We start from the raw sequence: 19,819 nt of genomic DNA on the forward strand, positions 1-19,819 counted from the left end.
CCAGGTATGCCCAGGCCTCGACCGATCAAGCTCCTTCTACCCCACTTGCAGGTGTACGCGCTCCTCCGGAAGGCGCAACCCGACCAGCGAGCACAACGCGACCATGGGCGCTCGCGGCAAGGCCTGCGCGAACAAGGCCTGCACCAACTCTGGCCCAGTCAACACCCAGGGGCGGTAGACCCGCGGTTGCGTGAGCGCGTCATAGATATCCGCCACCGCCACCACCGCACTCAACGGGTCCAACTCCGTCTGACCCCCGGGATAGCCCTGGCCGTCCAGCCGCTCATGGTGTCGCAATACTGCTGTCACGACCTCCGCCGGCACCCCCGGCCAACGCTCCCGCACCAGTTGCGCCCCGTAGGCCGCGTGGTGCTGCATCGCCTGCCGCTCCAGCGCAGTCAATGGTCCAGGCTTGTTCAGCACACTTGGGCAAACGCCGACCTTCCCCACGTCGTGCAGATACCCAGCGATCAAGGCCAACTCCACATCTACATTCAGCAGGAAAGCGATTCGGGATGCCAGCAGACCCACCCGTTCAGCATGACCCCCACAGGTTCTTTCGACCAGGTGGGAGAGTGGAGTGGGGATACCCAGCGTTGCCATCACATCATTCAAGCACTCCGGCCGCTCCCACGTGCCAAGTGCGGCGCCTGAGGACACCCACATGTCTACCCCCGTCATCTACAGCGTGCTCGGTCTCCTCATCACCATGGTCGGCATCCTCAACATGCCCCGTCATAAGTGGCCTACAAGCTTCAGGGGCGTCCTGGCACTCCTCCTCGGCTCACTGTTCTGGCCAGTCGTGCTCCTGGCCCTCTGGTATGACCAGCAACGGGCCACCTGGAAGGAGCCCCCACCTACCCCCAAAGTCTGGTTGAAAGTCAAGGAGCAGAGCGGGGCCTACACCCTTGGGCCGCTCACGCTCATCATCCGGTACCGGCCACGTCGCTGCCGCACGTCGGGTCGGTGGACCATTCTGGTCCGCCCTCGTCCCAGCCTCAATGCCCCGCTCCTGATCCGGCGTCAGGGCTTCAGCATCAACCTGCTGTTTCGCCAATACCATTTCCTGATGCTCGCGCCCGTGAGCCAGGCCTCCCCCATCCCTCCCCCATCGCTGACGGCCAGGCCCCGGCAGGAGCAGGCCTTCACGCTGAGCGAGATCCTGATCGTCATCGCCATCCTCGGCATCCTGGCGGCCGTCCTCATCCCCAGTTTTCTGAATGCCCGTATGGCTGCACAACGCAAGCTGATCGACACCTATGCTCAAACCTGCCAGATCGCGGCCGAGAAACGCCGGAACTACCTCACCAATACCCTGACTCTCCCGGCCCCTGGAGGCTTTGCCCCCACCTGCGCCACCCTCGGGGTCACTCCCCCGTCTTATGTCACCAAAGCAGAATTCCGGGACCAGGGCGACCGCTACGAGCTGGTGGTGCAGGGCCAGGTCAGAGGCAGCACGTATACCCAGAGTGCGACCCTCATCAAGCAGGTCACGAGATGACGGCCACCCCAGGCGCCCTTGACCATCCACGGGCGCGGCAGGAAAGCACGGCGCTGTTCAGAGAGATGTTCGGCGTCTGCGAACGCCAAGGGGAACTGCTCACGCTCAGTATCGTGACGGCCCTGATGCTCGACCACCACCGGGGAGACCCACCCATCCATATTCGGGAGGACACCTATTACATAGGGGACCGCCCACTCCTTCCCTACCTGCGGCAACTACAAGACCTCCGCGAGTCCTATCACGCCCAGGTGGGCATTCAGCCCTACAAGGCTTACGGCGAGGTGCAGGAGCGGTTGCGCCAGCTGCTCAATCCCTCGCGCTTTGCGCAGAGACCAGAGGCATGACCAGTCCTGCCCAGTTGCCCCTCCTGCCCGTCTACATCCTCGGTGCCCTCCAGCAGGGTCCTCGCACCTCCCTCGAGATCTACCGCGAGATTCCTTTTCCCATCGCGCTCGCTCAGGTGCGCGGCATCCTCGAAAAACTCCAGCAAGCCTTCTTCATTCGAGCAAGCGGGACGCTCCGGCAGCCTCAGTACGAACTCTGCCCCCAGGCCACCCCGTGCACCGACAACTACACCGACGCCGACTTCGAACTCGTCCTCGGCTGCCTCAATCTCCACCGCACCGAACTCGAACTCAGCCGCGCTACCCGCCTGGACCGCGCCTGCGTCCACCAGATTCTGGTGGACGCGCTCCGACAAGAGCTCGTGCAGATGACGTGCGTGGGCAATCTCCAGATCTACACGAGACAGGTGCCAACCAGAAACCACCGCACCATTTGAGGTGGAGGCACCCATGAAGAAACTCATCCCTACGTTTGCCCTGCTGACTGCTCTGCTCCTGCCCACCGCGAGCGCCGCCGACATGAACATCACCCTCGACGACGCCCAGGCCGAGAGCTACACCCTCGAACTCGGCCCCGGTGCCCTGGCGACCCTGACCTGGCCCGACCCGGTCAAGGACGTGACCGTCACCCGCAGCGGCATCATCGAAACCAAGATCATCGACAACCGCGTGATTATCGCCGGCCTGAGCAGCAACGGGAACACCCCCATCCAGATCACCACCGAAAGCGGTGTCCGTACCTGGCGCGTCCGGATGAGCAGCCAGCAAAACGGCAGCATCGTCAATGTCCGCGTCCTCCCCCCCAAGGCCGAGGCCCCCACCACCGTCGTCATCGGCGACCCGGCCCCCGGGGCAGCCGCCGTGACCAGCGCCCCCACCAGCACGACCGGCGTGCAGCTGAGCCTGACCACCAGCACCAAGCCCACGGAGCCGGTCCGCACCGAGGATCTCCCCGAGATCAAGTTCAACCTGACCCGTGACGGCAACGTGGTCGTCCTCTCCTACACCCTCAAGGCCGGGGGGAGCGGCGTGCTGGTGGACGAGCGTCAACTCATCGCGTCCGCCGGTCAGGTGCGCCCCACCCTGAGCGTGCTGCGCCTCCAGCCCCACGAGGTCCGCTACGGCACCCTCAGCATCCAGAACGCCGGCCAGAGTGGCAGCGCCCTGAAAGTCAGCTGGCCCTACCAGATCGGCATGACCGCCCAGGTCATGAGTCAGCAACTCGTCACCCCCTGAGCCATGCCGAACGGAGATACCCATACCGCCATCAACCTGGGCGCCCTTCTGGGCTTCGGTGGGGTGTACCTGGCTCTCGGCCTGCCCTGGACACCTCCCGCCAGTGCCCTGGTGGGGGGGTACCTCTTCGGCACCCTCTTCCTCACGCCGGACCTGGACCTCGGCCACCGCGCCCGCGTCCGGGCCCGGCGCAACTGGGGGGCCCTCGGTGCCCTCTGGCTCCCTCTCGGAATACTCGTCAAGCATCGAGGTGTCATCCACACCTGGGGGCGGGGACCGGCACTTCTCCTCCTGTACTTTGTGGTCGTCTTCGGCGGCGTGCTCGCCCTCGCCCTCTTCGGGCTCCAGGCCGCCGGGGTCACCTTCCCCCACACCTGGAATGTGCGCCTCACGCCACAGGCCTTCTGGTGGTTGGCCCTCCCGGGCTATCTCCTCGCCTACTGGATCAACAGGTCGAGGACCTCTGCGAGCTCCTGGCAGGTGCTCAGGTGCTCGAGCATCCCAGCGGCGCGCACGATGTCGTGCAGTTCGGCGACACGATCATCCTCACCGACTTGGCCTCCGGCAAAGCACAGCGCGTGCAACTCGTGAGCAAGGTGGAGGCCGCCGGTGCCATCGGCACGCTCGTCCAGATCAGTCCGGACAGTCCCGTGGGGGCCCAGCTGGAAGGCCGCCAGGTGGGCGAGACGATCCGCGTCGTCCTGAAGCAACGCGAAGTGCAGTACCGGATCACGGAGATCGAACCGTACGGCGACTGAATTGTTAGCGCGCTCAGTTCAGCGCCAGTTGCCCTCCAGGACCTGCCGGCGGGGCAGCCTGTCGGGGCAGTTGCCGGGCCTGTTCGAAGGAGACGTCGGTGTCGGAGTCCTCGACGAAGTAGTAGTACCGCCGACCCTCTGGGGCGTAGAGCCGGATCTTGCGTTCGAGCACGGCCTCCACGCGCAGCCAGTCGCCCTGGTACTTCACCCACTCGCCTACCTCGGGCAGCGGCTTGAGCGGCGGGGCCTCGTGCTTCGCCTTCACCTCCCGCTTGGCCTGTACACTCGCCGGCAACCGCACATCCTCCCCCGAGCGCATCAGCCGCACGAAGAGCCCCGTCGGATTGGTCACCCGGCACTCGTTCACCACCAACGCTCGCAGGTCCTCCAGCACCCCTTTCACCCGCGCCAAGGGATTGCCATAGCGCATGACGGACGAGATCACCTGCTTGGGATCCACCTTCGCCTCAGCAGCTAGGGCGGTGAGTTCCACGTCGATCTCCTGAAGGGGAGCAGGTTCAGGGATTGCGGCGTCGCCAGAAGCGTTTGTTGGTAGACGACCTTTGGAGAAGATGCGCCGAATGGTCTTGGCACAGCTGTGCGGAAAGACCTGAACGGCGGCCTCGAAGGTGGTGATGCCCGCGACGTGCAGCGCGTGACGGGAGATGTCGTAGCAGCTCATGCGGTGGGCCTGCCCCTCCTGGAGCAGGTCCGTTCTCAGTTGTGTGTTCAACATCTTGCAACACCTCGTTGTGGGTGTTAAGGTGGCGCTATCTGACGGCGCTGCCCTAAACCCCTCTGAATTGGAAGCGAAACTCACCTTGCCGGGTGGGTTTTCTTCTTGTGATGGGGCCGGATGTCCCCTTGTGCGGCCTGCGATCGTCTGTCGTTACATGATCTGAGTATAGGGGGCATTCTGGTTGGCCGGTGCGAAGGCGACCGCTGTCCGATCGGGATGAGACTTAAAAGCGCGTCTCTGTGCCGGTGGGCAGAAGCTCTGGGGTCGTGACGGCCCGAACAGCGGGTTCTCGGGAGAAAATGAGCCGGAGTTCTTTGGGGGTCATGGGGATAGCCTGCTTTTTCGCTTCCTGAATGGAGGTGATCCCCATGCGCCGCGGGAGGATGCGGGCATCTTCGTACTCGTCCAGTCCGTCCTGCTGGAGCGTGGCCAGGGATGCAGCTTTCGTACGTTCGTCGAGCATGTTGGTCTACCTCGGAGGCGTCTGCAGATGAAGAGTGGTTCTGGCTTCGGCGAGTGCAAAACGGCTGTGCTGTCAGCGCGCGCTCGGGGGCATTCCCCAAGCGGGGTCATACTTTATCGCAAGGCGTATCCATGAGAAATCCAGCGTGCCACACGCGAATTTTCTTTATGAAAGAAAAATAAGAAGGCAAATTCCTAGAAGTTCCATGACCCGTTGTCGGGAAGCGCGAGGCCATGATGCGGCCTCCTGCCCCCTCTTGAAGCGTAGGGGTGATCCTGGTGAGCTCTGCTCCGGAGGGTACGGACAGTCGTCTTGGATGGCTGAGTGTTCATCCCCTTTTTCGAGGTGTCCGGATGTTGTTGTTTATCCGGCAAGTAAAACCAACATGCACATACGGACACCTTGAAAAATCCGCGCTGGGACACGTAAGGGGTACAGGCCTTACTGGGTGTCGCTCTGGTGTGCCGGCCGTGTCAACCAGAACGCCCCACAGAATGCGAGTATGTCGATTTCCTCCCATCGAGAGCAGGGCAACGCGGTGCTGATCGTGTTGTTCATCATTCTGGTGTTGGCTGCGCTGATGACCATTCAGGTGGTGGCCACCCGCGCGAACGTTTTGACGACAGACCGCCGCACGCAGGATGCCCAGCTCAACGCCCAGGCGGCCTTCAGTTCCCCGCGCCTGATCACCGGCGTGCTCAATGGTCTCCCCCAGAAGTTGACCGACCAGTCTACTGGCAGTCTGGAAGACGGGACTTACCGCACGTCGCTGTCCAACCAGATGCAGGTCTGGCTCAGTTGTGGGACGGCCACGGTGCAGCAAAGCTTGCTCATCGCCGGCAAGACGACCTGTGGGGGAATCAGCACGGCGGATACGACGATCCGGGCGACGCAAGGGAACGTGGTGAGCTACCGGGTGCCGCTGCAGCTCAAGATCATCACGAAGGGCAATGAGCAGGCCCAGCGGACCCGCGTCCTGCCCGGCCAGCTGCGTTTTGCGAATGCCTCGACCGGGTCACTTCCCATAACGGCGTACCAGATACTGACGAATGTCTTGGGCACGGTGCCGGCGGACCTGATCTTCGACGGGCCAGTGCAGGTGAACGGGCAGGTGCAGCTGGCGGCGGGTCGTAGTGCGTGGCCTGGAGGTCTGACCTCGGAATTGCGGCAGGTCCGCGTGGGCAACACGACGGTCTCTGTGGACCAGTTCGGGGGCAATGGGGGGTATCCCTGTGACCAGAGTGTCGTGAGCTGCCCCAATTTCGTAGGAGGCATCGGCATGGGCACAGGGCGCGTCGATGTTCCGGATGTGAGCGGGACGGCCGGTCTGAACCTGCCGAGCAGTGTGCGGGAAGTGGTCCTGTATCCACAGGACGGGGGTACGGGGCTGTACGTGTGCACGACAAGCAGCTGTGATCAGTACGTCCTGACGCCGACCTCGGTGGGTCGGATGACGGTGGTGCGAGTGGCCAGCGGGGTGGCGGTGCCTTCGACGAGCGGGAAGGAGACGCCGGGGGCGGCGACTGAGTCCAGCGTCATCGCGTCGGATGTGGCGGCCCTGGTGCAGGCGCCTGGTGACCTGCAGGTGCGGGCGTTGACTCCGGCAGCGGCCGCTTACGCTGGGACGCTGAGCATCGTGGCGCGGCAGAACCTGACCCTCACGTCGAGCTTGCTCGCGCAGCGCCCGGCGTGCACCACCTACGCGGTGGCTACAGAGACCTTGAGTGACCTGAACGGGGGGATTCGCCCGGCGACATGTGGGGACCTGAGTAGCCCGGACGCGCTGGGGCTGGCCTCGCAATACGGAAGTGTGTTCTTCGGTGATGAGACGCTTTCGCTGATCGGGGGGAGCCGGACGATGACAGTGCAGGGTGCGGTTCTCGCACCTCGGGGGACGGTACAGGTGCAGGATGGCCGCCTGAGCGATGTGGACTGGATCGGTTCGGTGGCGGCGGGGCGCGTCATTCCGGATGTGCGGATGCGTTTGGCGCATGATCCGCGATTCCCACAGCTGCCGGGGTTCCCGACGGCGGGGCGGCAGACGCCCGGGCGGATCGTCTTCCGGCAGGCGCAAGCGCTGGAGTAAACTCGACGGACAACGTCAGGACACGGCCGCCTAAGGCCGTGTTTCTTTGTGGAAATGGCTGAGCCCAATTGACTGGCCAATTTATAGATTTGACGCGCTGGACGCTTTATTTCGACACCGGGATAGGTTAGACTGGTGGGGTTCCTGAGGGGAACGGGCCGAATGACATCCCAGGACAGAGGTGCAATCCAGTTGTGCGAAACGCACCTGGGCTGCAACCCCAGGTGCGTTTGAAAGGAGGTGTGTCCCTGTGCGCAAACACCGCAAGGATACATCAACCCGCGCCCGTAAGCCAGTCAAACCCGTACCTATCGCGATCATCCTGACCGCGATAGGTACGGTTCTGACAGGGTTAGCGGCGCTCCTGACCGCCCTGAAGTAATCCCTCTCGCTCCTGGCCCATTCAGTCCTGACCCCAAAGGAGCAAGTTGCCCACCTTCACTGGTGGGCAGCCTTTTTCATGGAGATTAAAGGAGGGCGCGTTCCAAGTGCAGAGCCTCGCAGTGATCAACCTCAATGCGCGGGCGGCGCTGCTTCGATGCGCTGATCAGCCGGCGTTGCAGCGCGCCCGAAACGACCAGGTATCGGTCGGCCTCCAGCGCCGCGAAGCGCAAGGCGTCCGGACCGTACACGGCGAGCTCGATGGGAATGAGTGGGGGACGGTTCTCCGGTGTGTCCTCTGGCCGTCGCCGAGGCGTCATGCCGAAACTTTACCTCCAGAACAGAACGACATTCATGAATAAATTTTTTAGGAGGGCCTTTAAACTCTTTCCTGGACAATATTTTTACTTCTTAGCTGAATGACTCATCTCTCCCCACGCTTCCGCACAGGCATAGGCTTGGAGAAAAAGCAGACCAAGAAAGCGGGGGTTTAGTATTTAATCTTTTCTCTCGTACCAATTCAATTCTTAAATATACTGGCCTCATGGAACGCCTCCGTGAGGCCGTCGCCTCCTACGACCTCCACTACCTCACCACCCATCTCGACCTCGGTCATGCCCCTCACCTCGCCCGCAGTCGCCTCCGCCCCATCTTCGACGACGCCAGGGCCCGCCAGCTTGATCTTCTCCATCCTCCCCAGGACGTCACCGCCTGGCTCAAAGACCTCATCAGCATCCGCCTCACCGCCCTCGGTCCTGCCAGCATCAACACCCAGCTCGCCCGTCTCACTGCCCTGAGCAACCTCTACGAAGCCCTGATCCTTCATGGCTTGACCGACGACAACCCCACCCGACGCTACGTCCGTCCCGCGGCCCAGCACCGCGACGAAGTCCCCTGCTCACCCCAGCAGATCAGCGTGCTCCTCCAGCAGACCAAAGACATTCCCCTGCGCCTCGCGCTCTACTTCACGTACGCTTTCAACTTCCGCGCCGGCGAGCTTCTTCGCCTCCGCTGGGAACACATCAACGTCAGTACCGGCGAGATCACCCGCGCGCGCACCATCATTCAGCTCGCCCACATCAAAGACCGTGGCGTCATCCTCCGGCTCATTCACCGCCACCTCAAAGCCAGCGGCGGTCCCCAGTTCGCCGCCGGCAAGGTCTTTCCCTGGGAGGATCTCCTCTCCCTCTCCTACGCGCTCCGGCAGGCCTGGCGCCACGCCTTTCGTCCCCCGGAAGGAGAAGACGCCATCTACTATCCCCTCACCCAGATCCGCAAGGCCGGTCTCCGCGACAATCCCCTGAACCTCGACCCCGTCACCCTCGGCTACACCAGTCCGTACTGGTCCAATACCCGCCGGGCCAAGTTGAAGCCCCCAAATCCCACGTGACCTTTCTCTCCTGAAGACGCCCCGGCCCACCAGAACGTCGCACACCATAAAGGTATGCGACTTCTTCTTTTGGCCTCCACACTCATGGCCCTGGCCTCCGCCAACGCACACGCGCAGCAAGTCGTCGACGCCATCAAGAACGCCCAGAACCAGATCATCGCCTACCTCCCCTCCCCCACCAGCGTCCGCATCGCCCAGGCCCTCAAAGACGCCGCCAACGCCGGCATCCCCGTCTACCTCATCGCCCCGCGGCAAGCGCACCTCGAGAAGCGCAGCTACCTCCTCAGCGTCGCCCTCGCTGCCACCCAGACGCCCCCAGCTGCCCTGAACTATTACCCGGCCACCCTGAACGCCGCACCCCTCATCATCATCGACAACCGCGTCCTCTATCTCGGCCCCGGCGTCCAGGACGGCATAGGGGCGGTCGAGAAGAGCGGGGGGAACAAGCTCTCCCGCGCCGTCGAGATGACCACCCAGGCCATGAAGCACGCCCCCACCGTCGCGATCTCCCAGCTCGTCAAAGAGCGCTACGGGCTGGACCGCTGATGATCCTCGACATGACGACCCCCCAGGAGTACGCCGCCATCCTGGAGCGCCTGCCCGAAGAGATCCGCGCCATCGTCAAAGATGACCTGCCCCTCCTCGACGAGATCATCATCGACCGCTACAGCCTCCTGAGCGTTCGGCTCGCCGACATGCGCATCACGTACCCCCTGCACATCGACGACCGGACCTTCGACCGCATCGACGCCCTCATGCAGCAGGACGTTCCCGGTGGCTGGCGCAAGGACGGCCGCATCGGCATCCCCAGCACCCTTCACCGCCTCAGTCGCGAGACCAACGTCTCCCAGCTCACCAGCATGATCACCGTCCGCGTCGGCCGCGCCCTCATGGGCGTTGCCGAGCCCCTGCGCGACGTGCTCTACGACGCGGTCACCAACGAATACGGCATCGCCATCATCGGGCCACCCGCTGCCGGCAAGACCACCCTGTTGCGCGATATCGCCCGCATCCTTGCCGAGCGCCTCGGGTCCGGCCTGGTCATCATCGACACCAGTAACGAAATCGCCGGCGACAGTGACCACAAGCACCCCATTGTTGGTCAAGCACGGCGTGTTCCCGTAGGAAACCCCCTGTGGCAAGGGGAGAAGTTTGCCCGCGCCATCGGCAACATGGGTCCCAAAGCCCTGTTGAGCGACGAGATCGGCTACCGCGACGACATCCCCGTCATCGCCATGAACGCCCCCCGCGGCGTCAGCGTGACCGCCACGCTGCACGGCAAGAACATGCGCCGGGTCGCCCACAGCCAGAATCTCTGGCCCATCCTCGGCATCAAGGACGGCGTCAAGACCGAGCCGGCCGTGTTCAAGATTGCCATCGAGGTTCCCCGCCGGGGCTTCTTCCGGGTCCACGAGGACTTCGACGCCAGTCTGAAATCCCTGCTCGCTGGAGAGGAACCCACTGAAGGCATCCGGGAGATCCGCGCCTGATGTTCAGGCCGACGATGGATCAGGCCGTCACTGTGGGCATTCTGGGGCTCTCCGCTGTGCTGATGACGGTCATGACGCGGCCCCCTGCCCCACCCCAGAGTCCAGCGCAACGGTACGAGCGAGCGCTTTCGACCCTCGCGCCGTTCTCGGAGGCCGAGAACGCGCACACCCTCCTGAGCCTGCGGGATTGTCTCACGCCGCTTCAGCGTGCCCCGCTCGAACGGGATTCCGAAGCCCGTGACGCCCTGCAGGCCGCCCAAGCCCTCGGCCGATTCTTCGCTCTCCCCCCACGCTGTTCCCAGGAAGGAGTCCCCCATGACCTTCGATGACCTGCTCGCCCTCGACACCGACGCGCCTGTCCTCGTGAGAACCCACGATGAGCGCGGCCACGTCACCCAACTCGCCGTGCGCGTCAAAGGCGAGCATCCCAGCCGCCACCTCAAAGCCCTCACCGACGCCCTGGCTGCCGACGCCCAGGTGGAATGCGATCACCCCTTCTACCAGCTGTGGCTCAGTCCAGATGGACAGAGCGGCTGGATCACCACGCGGCCGAACAATGCCGGGCAGATCCTCCTGAGCGGCCACCAGCTCATCCTGACCGACGGCTTCGAGCGCGAACTGCTCCGCAAGCCCCGCCCGGACGGCGCCACCTGCCTGGATATCGGCCTCGTCGCCGCAGAAGTCGAGCAGTTCGCCCGGTTCCTCCGGCAGGAAGCCACACAAGAGCGCGTCTGCCGCAAGTGCGGGTGCACGCCCAGTTGGGGCTGTGAGGGCGGGTGCGACTGGGCCGCGAACGACCTCTGTACGGAGTGCGAATGACCACCTCCAGCGACAGTCCCTGGTACGACGCCGTCGCCTATCCCCCACGGGCCGGCACCCTCCGCTGGAGCTGTCGCCTCGCCATGATGCTCAAAGAACAGGTCGTCATGGTCACCCAGGGCGCTGAGGACTTCTGGGGTCCGATACAAGCCTACCCCAGCCTCCTGGCCCTGGCGGGAGAGCTCCTGGCTCGCCCCGAGCGCGTGAGGCACTTCGTTCTGGTCCTCGACGAGCATGAGCCCACGCGTACACACAACGCCAGGATCGTCTTCGCGAATAACTTCCCCATAACGAACCCCCAGAACGAAATCCAGCGCCTGCTCCCGGTCGCCGAACGTGCCCTCCAGGACCCAGGCACGCGATTTGCCCGACCTATCCAGGCCGCGATCATCCTGGCCCCCCCCTACACCCAACCCCATCTGCACCTCATCAACCGGGAAGAAGTGAGGTGACACAGCGCCCGCAAGGACCGGGAGAGGCACTGCTCCACCCACCGGGCATTCCCCCACTCCTGTAGCCCCCGCTCTTCCCAGAAATCGTGCAGGCCTGGCCCCAACGAGAACCGCTTCCCCCGGTTTGGGTCGGCAGACAGGCAGGGACGGCGAGCGGCTCAGCCCCGCTGCTCCAGACCATAGGCCACATGCAGCAGCACCCGCATCTGTTCAGAACCGTTCAAAGTCTGTGTGATGTATTCCGCCGTCATCATCGCCAGACGCCGCGCCTCCACAGACTTACATCCCCACCGAATCTCCATGTCATACCGGAGATTGACCGCCTCATTGATCTGCATCAGTACGGCTTGGTTCGTCGCAGGCACACGTCACCCCTAACACGAGCTTACGCGCTTCAGGTTCAGGGCACCCCTGTACAGGCGGCCCGCTGATGCGCCGCCTTGCCTCCCTCCTCAGCGTTTACCAGGAGCCGAGCGTGCCCAGGAAGGTGCGCAGCCACATCCGCCGCGCCTCCTCCGATCCCAGGGCCGCCGCCTGCTCCGCCGTCAGCAGCCCTTCCGCCTGCATCCGCAGCACGAAGGCGTGGTGCCGCGCCCAGGCTTCCAGCGCTTCGGCCTCCAGCCGCGCCTGTTCCTCCGCAGAGCGAATCACCCTTCCAGTCTTAACAGAAGGTCAGCAGAGGCGCTGTTCGAAATGCGGCACCCCCCACCGGGGTCAGGCTCCCGCCTCAGAACTTCATGTCGCAGTGCGTGAGCAGGAACGCGCGCACCCAGGCCGCCTTCCGCCGCTCGCTGCCCCGCTCCTTCCCCTCGGACTCGCTCAGTGTCCCCGCCGCCACCTGCGCCTGGAGGTCTGCCCGGTACGCGGCCCAGGCGGCCTCGACGGCCGCGACCGTCTTCTGCGGGTCCTCCGGGTGGGGCATGGGCCGGTTGTAACACGCCTGCCCTGGCCGCGCCGGGCAAAATTCACGTCCGGCCGGGTGACCTCGCCGCGTTCACCTCACTCAGCGGTCCGGGTGAGCGAGCTGGGCCTGCGGGGTGGTCCGGACGCTCGCCGTGGCCTGCGCCCCGGGAGCGACGAGGCTGGGCACGACTGCCCACGCCCCCACCCACAGGGGGGCGGCGGCCAGCAGTAGGCGGGCGTGACAGCATGGGCACCCCTCTATGGCAGCCTGAGCATCTAGGAATATCAGGTGCTTGAGCACCTGATAAGTGCCGCAAGATGGCCCAGTTGGAAGACCGAGCGAAGGCAACTCAGGCGTTCGTGGAGATCCACGAACGCCTGTCACTGGTGTTTTTGCCGCCGTATGCCCCGGAGTTGAATCCGATCAAGGTGGTGTGGGCGTATGTGAAGCGCACTGTGCTGGGGAACTTCTGTGCCCGCTCGGTGGGCGTGCTGAAAGCGAAGCTGGTGACGGCCTGGCAACGGGTTCGGTACATCGACCTGCCTCAACGTCTGATGGACCCGAACTTATGCCGTTATCAATAAAGTGCGTCTGAAAAACGTGCTGGCGCATGTTTACCCTGCATCACCGAAGGTGGACGATTGGGTTGAGGTGGTGCGCCTATATCCCAATCTGCCTATCCCAATGATCTGACAGACGCCGAGTGGCACGTTCTTTTCCCGCTCCTTCCTCCAGAAGCCATCGACCATGACAGCAAGGGGCGCCTCTCAGCCGCCCCAGAGTGACAAAGTCCTGTTAGCGGAGGGGGCGGAAGGCGGTGAGTTGTCCACCCGAGACGAGAATCTGGTTGTTCTTCGCGTCATACAGGGGCGTACCTCTGGTCATCATGGAACGAGTCATGAACGTACTGACGCCGAGTGGTTGGCCCGTTTCGGCATCCAAGGCCCACAACCAACTGTTCGAGGCGTAAACCACGCCATTCAGTACGAGGGGTTGTTGGCCGAAGGTGGCATGGTAGCCGTCAGGTGCGCTGAAGACCCACTTTCTGACTCCGGTCTTGATGTCCCAGGAACTGAAGCAGTGGTCACCGTTCGGCATGACCAGAAACTGTTTGCCGTTCGCCACGACGAACAGCATCCCTCCGGTCTCTCCCCCTGGACAGGTGAATGGACCGGTGGCCCATTTCTGCTCACCAGAGGCTTGGTCGAAGCCGGTGGAAGAGCCCCCATTTAAAGTCATGACGGCCACGCCTTCGTGGAGTAACACGTAGCCATCAATGGAATAAAAGCGTGAAGGATCGCTTTCTTTGTGAACTACCCTGCTCCAGATTTCCTTCCCGTTCTCCGCATCAACCAAATTGAGATAGTTGATGTTTTCCCTTTTTTTACTGTCAGCCACAGCTAAGCCATAGGCGAGCTGGTTTGTGGATGAGTCAAGTGATATGTTTGAGAATCGATAGGTGATGGCATCCTGATCCTCTTTGTCTATTCTCCAGATCGGATTCACGCTTGATGACCCGGGATCGATGAGTTGCTTCATATCATAGGAAAACAGGTGATTTGACAAGCCAAAGAAAAGAAGATTTTCTTTTTTCTGAAAAAAATATTGATCTAACAGATTAGTTTGTAATTCTTTTACATCATTAGGTAAAGATATACGTTTTTCTATGATGCCTGTTGCAATGTCACGAACGACGATTCCTTGGCTATAGTTATAATAGATTATTTTTCCATTATATACTGTGCTTGAGTTGCCCAAGATGCTCTTTTTCGGATCACCGATGCCGCCACCATCGTACGCGTCCCGCCAAAGGACTTTTCGGGTAGTGGTGTCCACAGCAGTCGTGCCAATGACCTGGGTGTATACCGCATTCACCTCCTGATTGATCAGAACGTCACCCGAGAAGGTAGGCATATCAAGACCTGACACGGACATCTGCCAGATAAATGGAAGTTGAGTAATATTGGGGCCACTTATTTTTTGACTGGACTGATCGCAACCTGAAAGAATGAGCATCAAGATGGGAAATAATATTTTACGCATTTCAATTCCTTTTCCTTGTAGTTTTCGGAGAGGGATATCTCTCTCCGAAATTATGTCAAGGAGTGAGATCTACTTGGACAATCAACGCCGCAATTCTTTGTAAAACATCACTATTTAGGCTTCCGAAGTATTCGGTTTCATGCTGATATGTGCTATTGGGAACTCCACAAAATCATTGTTTAGACCGCCAATAATGTTCGGATTACCAGAAGTCAGGCTTTGCCGATTCACTGGGACGATCGTATCGCTAGCGATGCCGCCAACGACCTAGTTCGCATATATCCTATCTCCGTCGATAAACACGCAGGTCAAGTCAGTTTCCGCGATGGCTGAAGGCAAGGCAAACCAATCATTGATAACGGTGTAAATTATTGAGAACGGCGTAAGTCAGGGCTGGTTGTGGGCCTATCAGCACTTTATCACTTCGGATTAATATCTAGGAGGTGCTTTTTCTGACCTCCGGTACCTACACTTGAGCGCATGCGCTCGCCTGCTCAGCGAAAGGGCCGAGTCATTCAGGCAAAGGGACAAGCCACAGCCCTCCTTGCCCAGACACCCTCTACGCAGGTCTTCCATCTCTCAGAAGCGGCCGAACTTCCCAGATCCTTCCAACCGCACTGGCAGGTCTTCATTCGCCTCGACCAACCCACCGGTGAGGTCTGGCGTAAGAGCTTGAGGACAAAACGAGTGTTTACCTCCGGAGGTTGCCACTCAACGCAGTCACAACCAGACCTTCACTGGTTGTGTTCTCAAGCTCTCAGGGATGAGAGTCCGTTGGTGGATGCCTTGCCGCCCAGAAGTGCCCCTCTCTCAGCGACTGCTCCAGCTCAAGCGGACCTCAAGGCGCACATTCGTCCAAGGAGACTGGAGCAGCGAGGTAGCGTGACCTATGCAACGGTTTGCGTTCCTCGCGGTGCTCCCACTCCTGGGGAGCTGTGGTCTCATTCCCCTCCCTGAGGTCAAGGCCAACAATTTCTACTTCGTCAACTTTGTTGCTGACGTGAAACCCAGCGAAGTGGTCTATATGGATGCCAACCAGATTGACTTTCTCAAGACTCCACAGCTCCCCTATCGGGGTGTCACTGTGGACGCAGAGTTGACCTACTGGGGTGAGGATCCAGAGCAGCATGTTGAATTTTTTGCGGCGGCCTTTCGCCCACAATGTACCGTCGTTCAGCCCCCTCCTCAGCTCGTCAATTACACGGGTGCGTTGAGATGTGCAGGCCCAACAGGGGGACAGGTGATTGGAGAAGCCATCTTGAAAAGAGGCCAAACGCAGCCAATTCACTTTGCTTCGGCAGAACTCGACAAGGCCGCACAGAACAGCGTTCTGTACCTGGGAATCCGCCAGCTCTCTGGCAAACAGAGTGAGAGGGACTACGTGTCTGTAGAACAGATTCGGATTCGAGGACGCTTGTAGTTCGATCCCAAGACCGCTTGTCTCAGGCCTGCCGGAAGGTGGGCTTTTTAGCAGCCTCACGACCGGATTCTCTGCCCTGGAGTGAGTATCACGCAAGATTAGGGCTTGAGGACAATACGAGAGTTCATCTTCGGACGCTGTGGCTCAATGCAGCCAAAACCAGACCCTGAGCGGTTTGGTCCTCAAGCTCTAGGCGACTTGATCGGGGTGCCGGCCGCCTGGGCGGGAGCAGCGAGGAGGGAGAGAAGGATCAGGGATCGCAAGTTTTTCATGGTGCTCCTATTATTGATAACGACATAAGTATGGGATAATAGGCTGGAGGTATAACCAAAGAGCATCCTTCATCAACAAGATGCAATAATGTGCCGTCAATCACTAAAACGGATTTTCTCAATTCCTGATCTCTATTGTTAATTCCTGTTTCTATTTGTTCATCGAATGGCATTCATTAATGACCTAATCTCGTCATCTACCGGCAAAACAAAAGTGAAAACGCCAGTCAAAGATTTTTCTGGTAGAGAGTTTAAATCTACTAAGCCGAGCAGTTGCCCGCGTGTGTTGAAGACAGGGGTTCCAGAGCCTCCGTCCGTCGTTTGAAGATTGGTCATCATGTATGTCCTAATACTGACGCCAATCCCCTCCTCATGGTAAAGCGCCTTCCCGGACACCTTCCCTCCCAAAATTGCCTTGAAGAAAGCAGAATGGATGCCATTCAGACCACCCAAGGAATAGACTACTTCTCCATGATAACTTTGTTTCGCAATCGCGAGAGGTGTCTTGAACTTAGGTCCCCCGGAAGCTATTTTCAGAATAGCGATATTTCGGCTTTTATCGAAAACTACCACTCGAGATTTGTAGGATTTTAAATCAGAACCATAGATAGAAATATCTGCATAATATTTGATTGCATCATAAGTAGTAATAATATAGCCATTCTTGTACAATACACCAGAAGAATACTCTACTGGAGAATCACCCTGAATCAGATACTCGGGTCGTATTCTTTTCTCTATTTTGAATGCCCTTCCTTGAATAGCTCGATAAAGCTGCGTTCCATTCATCTCCTCGGCAGTGACCAGTCGACGTTCGGCATGTACAGGCCTGAGCGCAAGAAGGAAGCAGAGGACCGATACGGCAATACCCAAGTAGCCTTTGAGTTGAGGGAACCGCCGTGGCCGATGGGTCATCTTGTCCTGACCCTATGCCGTCCGTTGACCTGACGTTGCCTTATTTGCGGCAATGAGGTGCAGCCTGTAGGTCTCCACTCCGGCAGATCTGTTCACTTTTGCCGCAGAAATAGCGAATCACCTTGTCCTACCGTTTGGTCCGGGCGTTACCAAGAAGCGCATTGATCCGCTCTGAACTACGCCCCTGACTCCACCGCTCCTCAAAGACGGAGTCCAGTATATCTACCGCGATAAATCGAGGCAGAGGTCGGCGGCTCTGCACCCCTCTTCGGCTACCTGCGAAGGTTCTATGCTCCTGGAAGTGATATGCGAAGCCTCCTGTTGACTGCTGTACTCCTGACGCGCTCTTTCGCCTCCGCTGGCGGCGCGTCGCCGGCGCTCCCAGGGCAGGTGTTCGAGCGGACGGCCACCGGCACCCTGTACACCGGCAAGGCAGGGAATGGGATCGACTTCAAGGTCTGGTTCACCCCAGCAGGGCACGCGCCCCGGCTGCTACTCGATCCACAGCGCACCTTTCCTCGCCCTCAGACCAGTCTGGCGATGGGAGCGACTCTCGGACAAGGTCAGACCGTCTACATCCTGGTGCAGCATGCCTACAACCACAATGACAGTGACCAGATCATCTACAGCGTGAACCGCCTCACTCACGTGCCCGTAAAGGTCATCGCGATGAGCGCGCTGAAACTTCATCTTGCTTTAGGAGAAGTGTTCCGGTACGACGCCGCTCGGGACCGCTTGATTTTCTCAGCAATCCGCCCCGAGCGCGATGCGTCAGGTCAGGTGGGGTCCGTGCAGCATCTCTATAGCTATGGTCCTCTGCAGCGTTCTGTCCGGACCCTGCTACGTCAGCCATAGAGAGCAGCCGGATAGGTCAACACCACACCAGCTCATGTTGCGCAGCTTGCCCTGACTGCCTCTGTCTATATCCCTTGTCGATAGAGCGTGTTGATCATGGCTTAGCACGAAAGACATACGTCAGAGACAATCGTGACTCGGGCGAATCTGGGATGACGCCCCTCAGCGCCTGATACCCGACGAGGGCTGGTCCATACTTTGGCCGTTATCAATAATTATTCCTGGACCCTACCCCTCTCCGTTCTGTCCTCATCCTCTAAGCTCGTGATTTAACTGTTTGAAGCCGCTGTAGGCGGCGTTCTGTACCATCGAGCATGAACGCCTCAGCTCCGCTTGACCACCTGCAGGCCTTTCGGAATGGCGTTTACCACTGCTTCGACCATCGTTCAGATGCGTTGTTCAACCTCTTTGACGCCATCACCGTTGCGGGACTGGTGCCCAGCTTCGCGCACCTCAGTCTTCAAGGACCCTTCGAGCGTGGTCATGGCAGCCTGTACGCAGCATTGACTCAGGGCACGCTCGGTGCCGAGCGTGTTCGAGCACTGGTCGGCACCACCCTGAATGACGACTATCCACTCGTCTTTGCCATCGATACCTCGACCTGGGTCCGAAACGATGCCGAGACCAGTCCACAGCGGGGCTACTTCTACCATCCGAGTCGTCACAGTGCCGGGAAACCTGTCGTCGCGGGCTGGTCTTACTCCTGGGTTGCCCAACTTGGACCCGTCAGCAGCAGCTGGACTGCACCTCTCGATGTGCGTCGAGTCGCTCCCGGCCGGACAGTACACGAGATAGCCGACGAACAGGTTCAACACGTTATGAATTTGCTTCCCGCAGGAGGCGCATCGCCGCTCTTCGTCTTCGATGGCGGGTACGATCCTGTCCGCCTGGCGAAGCTCAAGGACGCTGACAGAGTCAGCGTCCTGGTCCGTGTGCGGCGCAATCGACGGTTCTTCTTCGATGCTACGACGCGTCCGGGTTCCCAGGGAGGTCGCCCACGCATTCATGGAGCTAAGTTTCTATGCGCGGACCAGACCACTTGGCCGGCACCCCATCTGGAGCATCTGGAAACCACGGAGCAGTACGGGACGGTCCATGTGCGTGCCTGGACGGGGCTGCACGTCAAGACCACTCAGGACACGCGGCCAGGATCGCGTCACTTCAAGCCAACGTACAGCGGGACCGTGTTGTTGTTGGAGGTGGCGAAGTTGCCCCGGGAAACGCGTCAACCGCAGGCCTTCTGGCTCTGGTGGCGGGGACCAGGCGTGCCGGATCTGGCGATGCTGTGGCGTGCTTACACGCGTCGGTTCGATCTGGAACATACGTTTCGCTTCTGCAAACAGACGCTGAACTGGGAAACACCACGTCTGCGTCATCCGGAGCAGGCGGACCGCTGGACGCTGTTGGTGCTGCTGGCCTTCACCCAGTTGCGCCTGGCTCAGCCGGTGGTGACCGATGCCCGTCTTCCATGGCAGCGACCACAGGAACGTGGTCGCTTGACGCCGAGTCGAGTCCGGCAAGGTTTTATCCAGCTGTTGGTACCCCTGGGAAGTCCAGCTTGCGCGCCAAAACCGTCAGGCCGTTCACCAGGACGACCCAAAGGGAAGTGTTCAGGCCGAGCGCCTCGCTTCCCGGCTCTGAAAAAGACCGCCTGACGGCCTTCGACCCCACAACAGGCGACCGCGACAAGCGCGGTCGGCTTAAATCACGAGCTAAGCGCCTTGGCCGCGACACCTGGATCACCACTG

24 protein-coding genes and 1 pseudogene are annotated in these 19,819 nt (G+C 60.5%); 16 read left to right on the forward strand and 9 right to left on the reverse strand.

What is annotated here, in order from left to right:
* Nucleotides 1-36: 36 nt before the first annotated feature.
* Nucleotides 37-681 carry an HD domain-containing phosphohydrolase gene (locus DGO_RS19255; RefSeq protein WP_145975545.1) on the reverse strand — a complete coding sequence of 215 codons (645 nt, stop codon included), beginning with the start codon at nt 679-681 and terminating at the stop codon, nt 37-39.
* Between DGO_RS19255 and DGO_RS24960 the strand changes: the two genes are divergently transcribed.
* The 6 genes from DGO_RS24960 to DGO_RS23970 are packed head-to-tail and all read left to right on the forward strand — an operon-like array spanning nt 665 to nt 3,842.
* Nucleotides 665-1,501: a type II secretion system protein gene (locus DGO_RS24960; RefSeq protein WP_014682741.1), complete on the forward strand. Its 837-nt coding sequence runs from the start codon at nt 665-667 to the stop codon at nt 1,499-1,501. The genes DGO_RS19255 and DGO_RS24960 overlap by 17 nt on opposite strands.
* The gene (locus tag DGO_RS19265) at nt 1,498-1,848 is read left to right on the forward strand and encodes a hypothetical protein (RefSeq protein ID WP_014682742.1); all 351 of its coding nucleotides are present in this window, start codon (nt 1,498-1,500) and stop codon (nt 1,846-1,848) included. Before DGO_RS24960 ends, DGO_RS19265 begins: the two co-directional genes overlap by 4 nt.
* Nucleotides 1,845-2,285 (forward strand): hypothetical protein, encoded by a 441-nt coding sequence (locus DGO_RS19270; protein WP_014682743.1) that lies wholly within the window; start codon nt 1,845-1,847, stop codon nt 2,283-2,285. The genes DGO_RS19265 and DGO_RS19270 overlap by 4 nt, the downstream gene beginning before the upstream one ends.
* A gap of 13 nt (nt 2,286-2,298) precedes the next feature.
* On the forward strand, nt 2,299-3,084 hold the full coding sequence (locus tag DGO_RS19275) for a hypothetical protein (protein ID WP_014682744.1): 786 nt from the start codon (nt 2,299-2,301) through the stop codon (nt 3,082-3,084).
* A gap of 3 nt (nt 3,085-3,087) precedes the next feature.
* Entirely contained in the window at nt 3,088-3,675 is a 588-nt protein-coding gene (locus DGO_RS24965; protein WP_014682745.1) for a DUF2227 family putative metal-binding protein, read from the forward strand.
* A complete protein-coding gene (locus DGO_RS23970) occupies nt 3,573-3,842 on the forward strand; it encodes a GreA/GreB family elongation factor (protein ID WP_083847430.1) in 270 nt (89 codons plus the stop codon). Before DGO_RS24965 ends, DGO_RS23970 begins: the two co-directional genes overlap by 103 nt.
* Before the next feature lie 13 nt (nt 3,843-3,855).
* Here DGO_RS23970 and DGO_RS19290 read toward each other — a convergent pair whose 3' ends face one another.
* A complete protein-coding gene (locus DGO_RS19290; RefSeq protein WP_226991573.1) occupies nt 3,856-4,524 on the reverse strand; it encodes a hypothetical protein in 669 nt (222 codons plus the stop codon).
* Nucleotides 4,525-4,804: 280 nt separating this feature from the next.
* The gene (locus DGO_RS19295) at nt 4,805-5,044 is read right to left on the reverse strand and encodes a hypothetical protein (RefSeq protein ID WP_014682747.1); all 240 of its coding nucleotides are present in this window, start codon (nt 5,042-5,044) and stop codon (nt 4,805-4,807) included.
* A gap of 502 nt (nt 5,045-5,546) precedes the next feature.
* Between DGO_RS19295 and DGO_RS19300 the strand changes: the two genes are divergently transcribed.
* On the forward strand, nt 5,547-7,130 hold the full coding sequence (locus DGO_RS19300; protein ID WP_043804967.1) for a hypothetical protein: 1,584 nt from the start codon (nt 5,547-5,549) through the stop codon (nt 7,128-7,130).
* Between the two features lie 467 nt (nt 7,131-7,597).
* Here DGO_RS19300 and DGO_RS22370 read toward each other — a convergent pair whose 3' ends face one another.
* A complete protein-coding gene (locus DGO_RS22370) occupies nt 7,598-7,831 on the reverse strand; it encodes a hypothetical protein (protein ID WP_014682750.1) in 234 nt (77 codons plus the stop codon).
* 224 nt (nt 7,832-8,055) lie between these two features.
* Between DGO_RS22370 and DGO_RS19305 the strand changes: the two genes are divergently transcribed.
* From DGO_RS19305 to DGO_RS19330, 5 genes are all read left to right on the forward strand, one after another.
* Nucleotides 8,056-8,901 carry a site-specific integrase gene (locus DGO_RS19305; RefSeq protein ID WP_014682751.1) on the forward strand — a complete coding sequence of 282 codons (846 nt, stop codon included), beginning with the start codon at nt 8,056-8,058 and terminating at the stop codon, nt 8,899-8,901.
* 54 nt (nt 8,902-8,955) lie between these two features.
* Nucleotides 8,956-9,447 (forward strand): phospholipase D-like domain-containing protein, encoded by a 492-nt coding sequence (locus DGO_RS19310; protein WP_014682752.1) that lies wholly within the window; start codon nt 8,956-8,958, stop codon nt 9,445-9,447.
* Nucleotides 9,448-9,458: 11 nt separating this feature from the next.
* On the forward strand, nt 9,459-10,391 hold the full coding sequence (locus DGO_RS19315) for an AAA family ATPase (protein WP_226991574.1): 933 nt from the start codon (nt 9,459-9,461) through the stop codon (nt 10,389-10,391).
* Nucleotides 10,392-10,706: 315 nt separating this feature from the next.
* Nucleotides 10,707-11,210 carry a hypothetical protein gene (locus DGO_RS19325; RefSeq protein WP_014682755.1) on the forward strand — a complete coding sequence of 168 codons (504 nt, stop codon included), beginning with the start codon at nt 10,707-10,709 and terminating at the stop codon, nt 11,208-11,210.
* Nucleotides 11,207-11,662, forward strand: coding sequence for a hypothetical protein (locus DGO_RS19330; RefSeq protein ID WP_014682756.1), 456 nt, complete (start codon nt 11,207-11,209; stop codon nt 11,660-11,662). The genes DGO_RS19325 and DGO_RS19330 overlap by 4 nt, the downstream gene beginning before the upstream one ends.
* A 158-nt stretch (nt 11,663-11,820) precedes the next feature.
* Here DGO_RS19330 and DGO_RS19335 read toward each other — a convergent pair whose 3' ends face one another.
* From DGO_RS19335 to DGO_RS19345, 3 genes are all read right to left on the reverse strand, one after another.
* Nucleotides 11,821-12,027, reverse strand: coding sequence for a hypothetical protein (locus tag DGO_RS19335; protein WP_014682757.1), 207 nt, complete (start codon nt 12,025-12,027; stop codon nt 11,821-11,823).
* A gap of 94 nt (nt 12,028-12,121) precedes the next feature.
* Nucleotides 12,122-12,313, reverse strand: coding sequence for a hypothetical protein (locus DGO_RS19340; RefSeq protein WP_014682758.1), 192 nt, complete (start codon nt 12,311-12,313; stop codon nt 12,122-12,124).
* Nucleotides 12,314-12,389: 76 nt separating this feature from the next.
* Nucleotides 12,390-12,584: a hypothetical protein gene (locus DGO_RS19345; RefSeq protein WP_014682759.1), complete on the reverse strand. Its 195-nt coding sequence runs from the start codon at nt 12,582-12,584 to the stop codon at nt 12,390-12,392.
* Between the two features lie 317 nt (nt 12,585-12,901).
* Here DGO_RS19345 and DGO_RS19350 point away from each other — a divergent pair.
* Nucleotides 12,902-13,150: pseudogene (locus DGO_RS19350) on the forward strand (transposase); the annotation flags it as partial.
* 211 nt (nt 13,151-13,361) lie between these two features.
* Here the strand turns inward: DGO_RS19350 and DGO_RS22380 are convergent.
* A complete protein-coding gene (locus tag DGO_RS22380; protein ID WP_226991576.1) occupies nt 13,362-14,582 on the reverse strand; it encodes an outer membrane protein assembly factor BamB family protein in 1,221 nt (406 codons plus the stop codon).
* A 916-nt stretch (nt 14,583-15,498) separates the two neighbouring features.
* On the opposite strand from DGO_RS22380, the gene DGO_RS23585 reads away from it, so the two are divergent.
* The gene (locus DGO_RS23585; RefSeq protein ID WP_145975547.1) at nt 15,499-16,029 is read left to right on the forward strand and encodes a hypothetical protein; all 531 of its coding nucleotides are present in this window, start codon (nt 15,499-15,501) and stop codon (nt 16,027-16,029) included.
* Nucleotides 16,030-16,460: 431 nt separating this feature from the next.
* Here the strand turns inward: DGO_RS23585 and DGO_RS22390 are convergent, their stop codons facing one another.
* Nucleotides 16,461-17,216, reverse strand: coding sequence for a S1 family peptidase (locus DGO_RS22390; RefSeq protein ID WP_014682765.1), 756 nt, complete (start codon nt 17,214-17,216; stop codon nt 16,461-16,463).
* 306 nt (nt 17,217-17,522) lie between these two features.
* Here DGO_RS22390 and DGO_RS19360 point away from each other — a divergent pair, with 306 nt between their 5' ends.
* Nucleotides 17,523-18,071 carry a hypothetical protein gene (locus DGO_RS19360; protein ID WP_014682766.1) on the forward strand — a complete coding sequence of 183 codons (549 nt, stop codon included), beginning with the start codon at nt 17,523-17,525 and terminating at the stop codon, nt 18,069-18,071.
* Nucleotides 18,072-18,385: 314 nt separating this feature from the next.
* Entirely contained in the window at nt 18,386-19,726 is a 1,341-nt protein-coding gene (locus DGO_RS22395; protein ID WP_014682767.1) for an NF041680 family putative transposase, read from the forward strand.
* Nucleotides 19,727-19,819: the final 93 nt, after the last annotated feature.

The sequence above is a fragment of the Deinococcus gobiensis I-0 genome (genome assembly GCF_000252445.1).
GTDB lineage: Bacteria > Deinococcota > Deinococci > Deinococcales > Deinococcaceae > Deinococcus > Deinococcus gobiensis.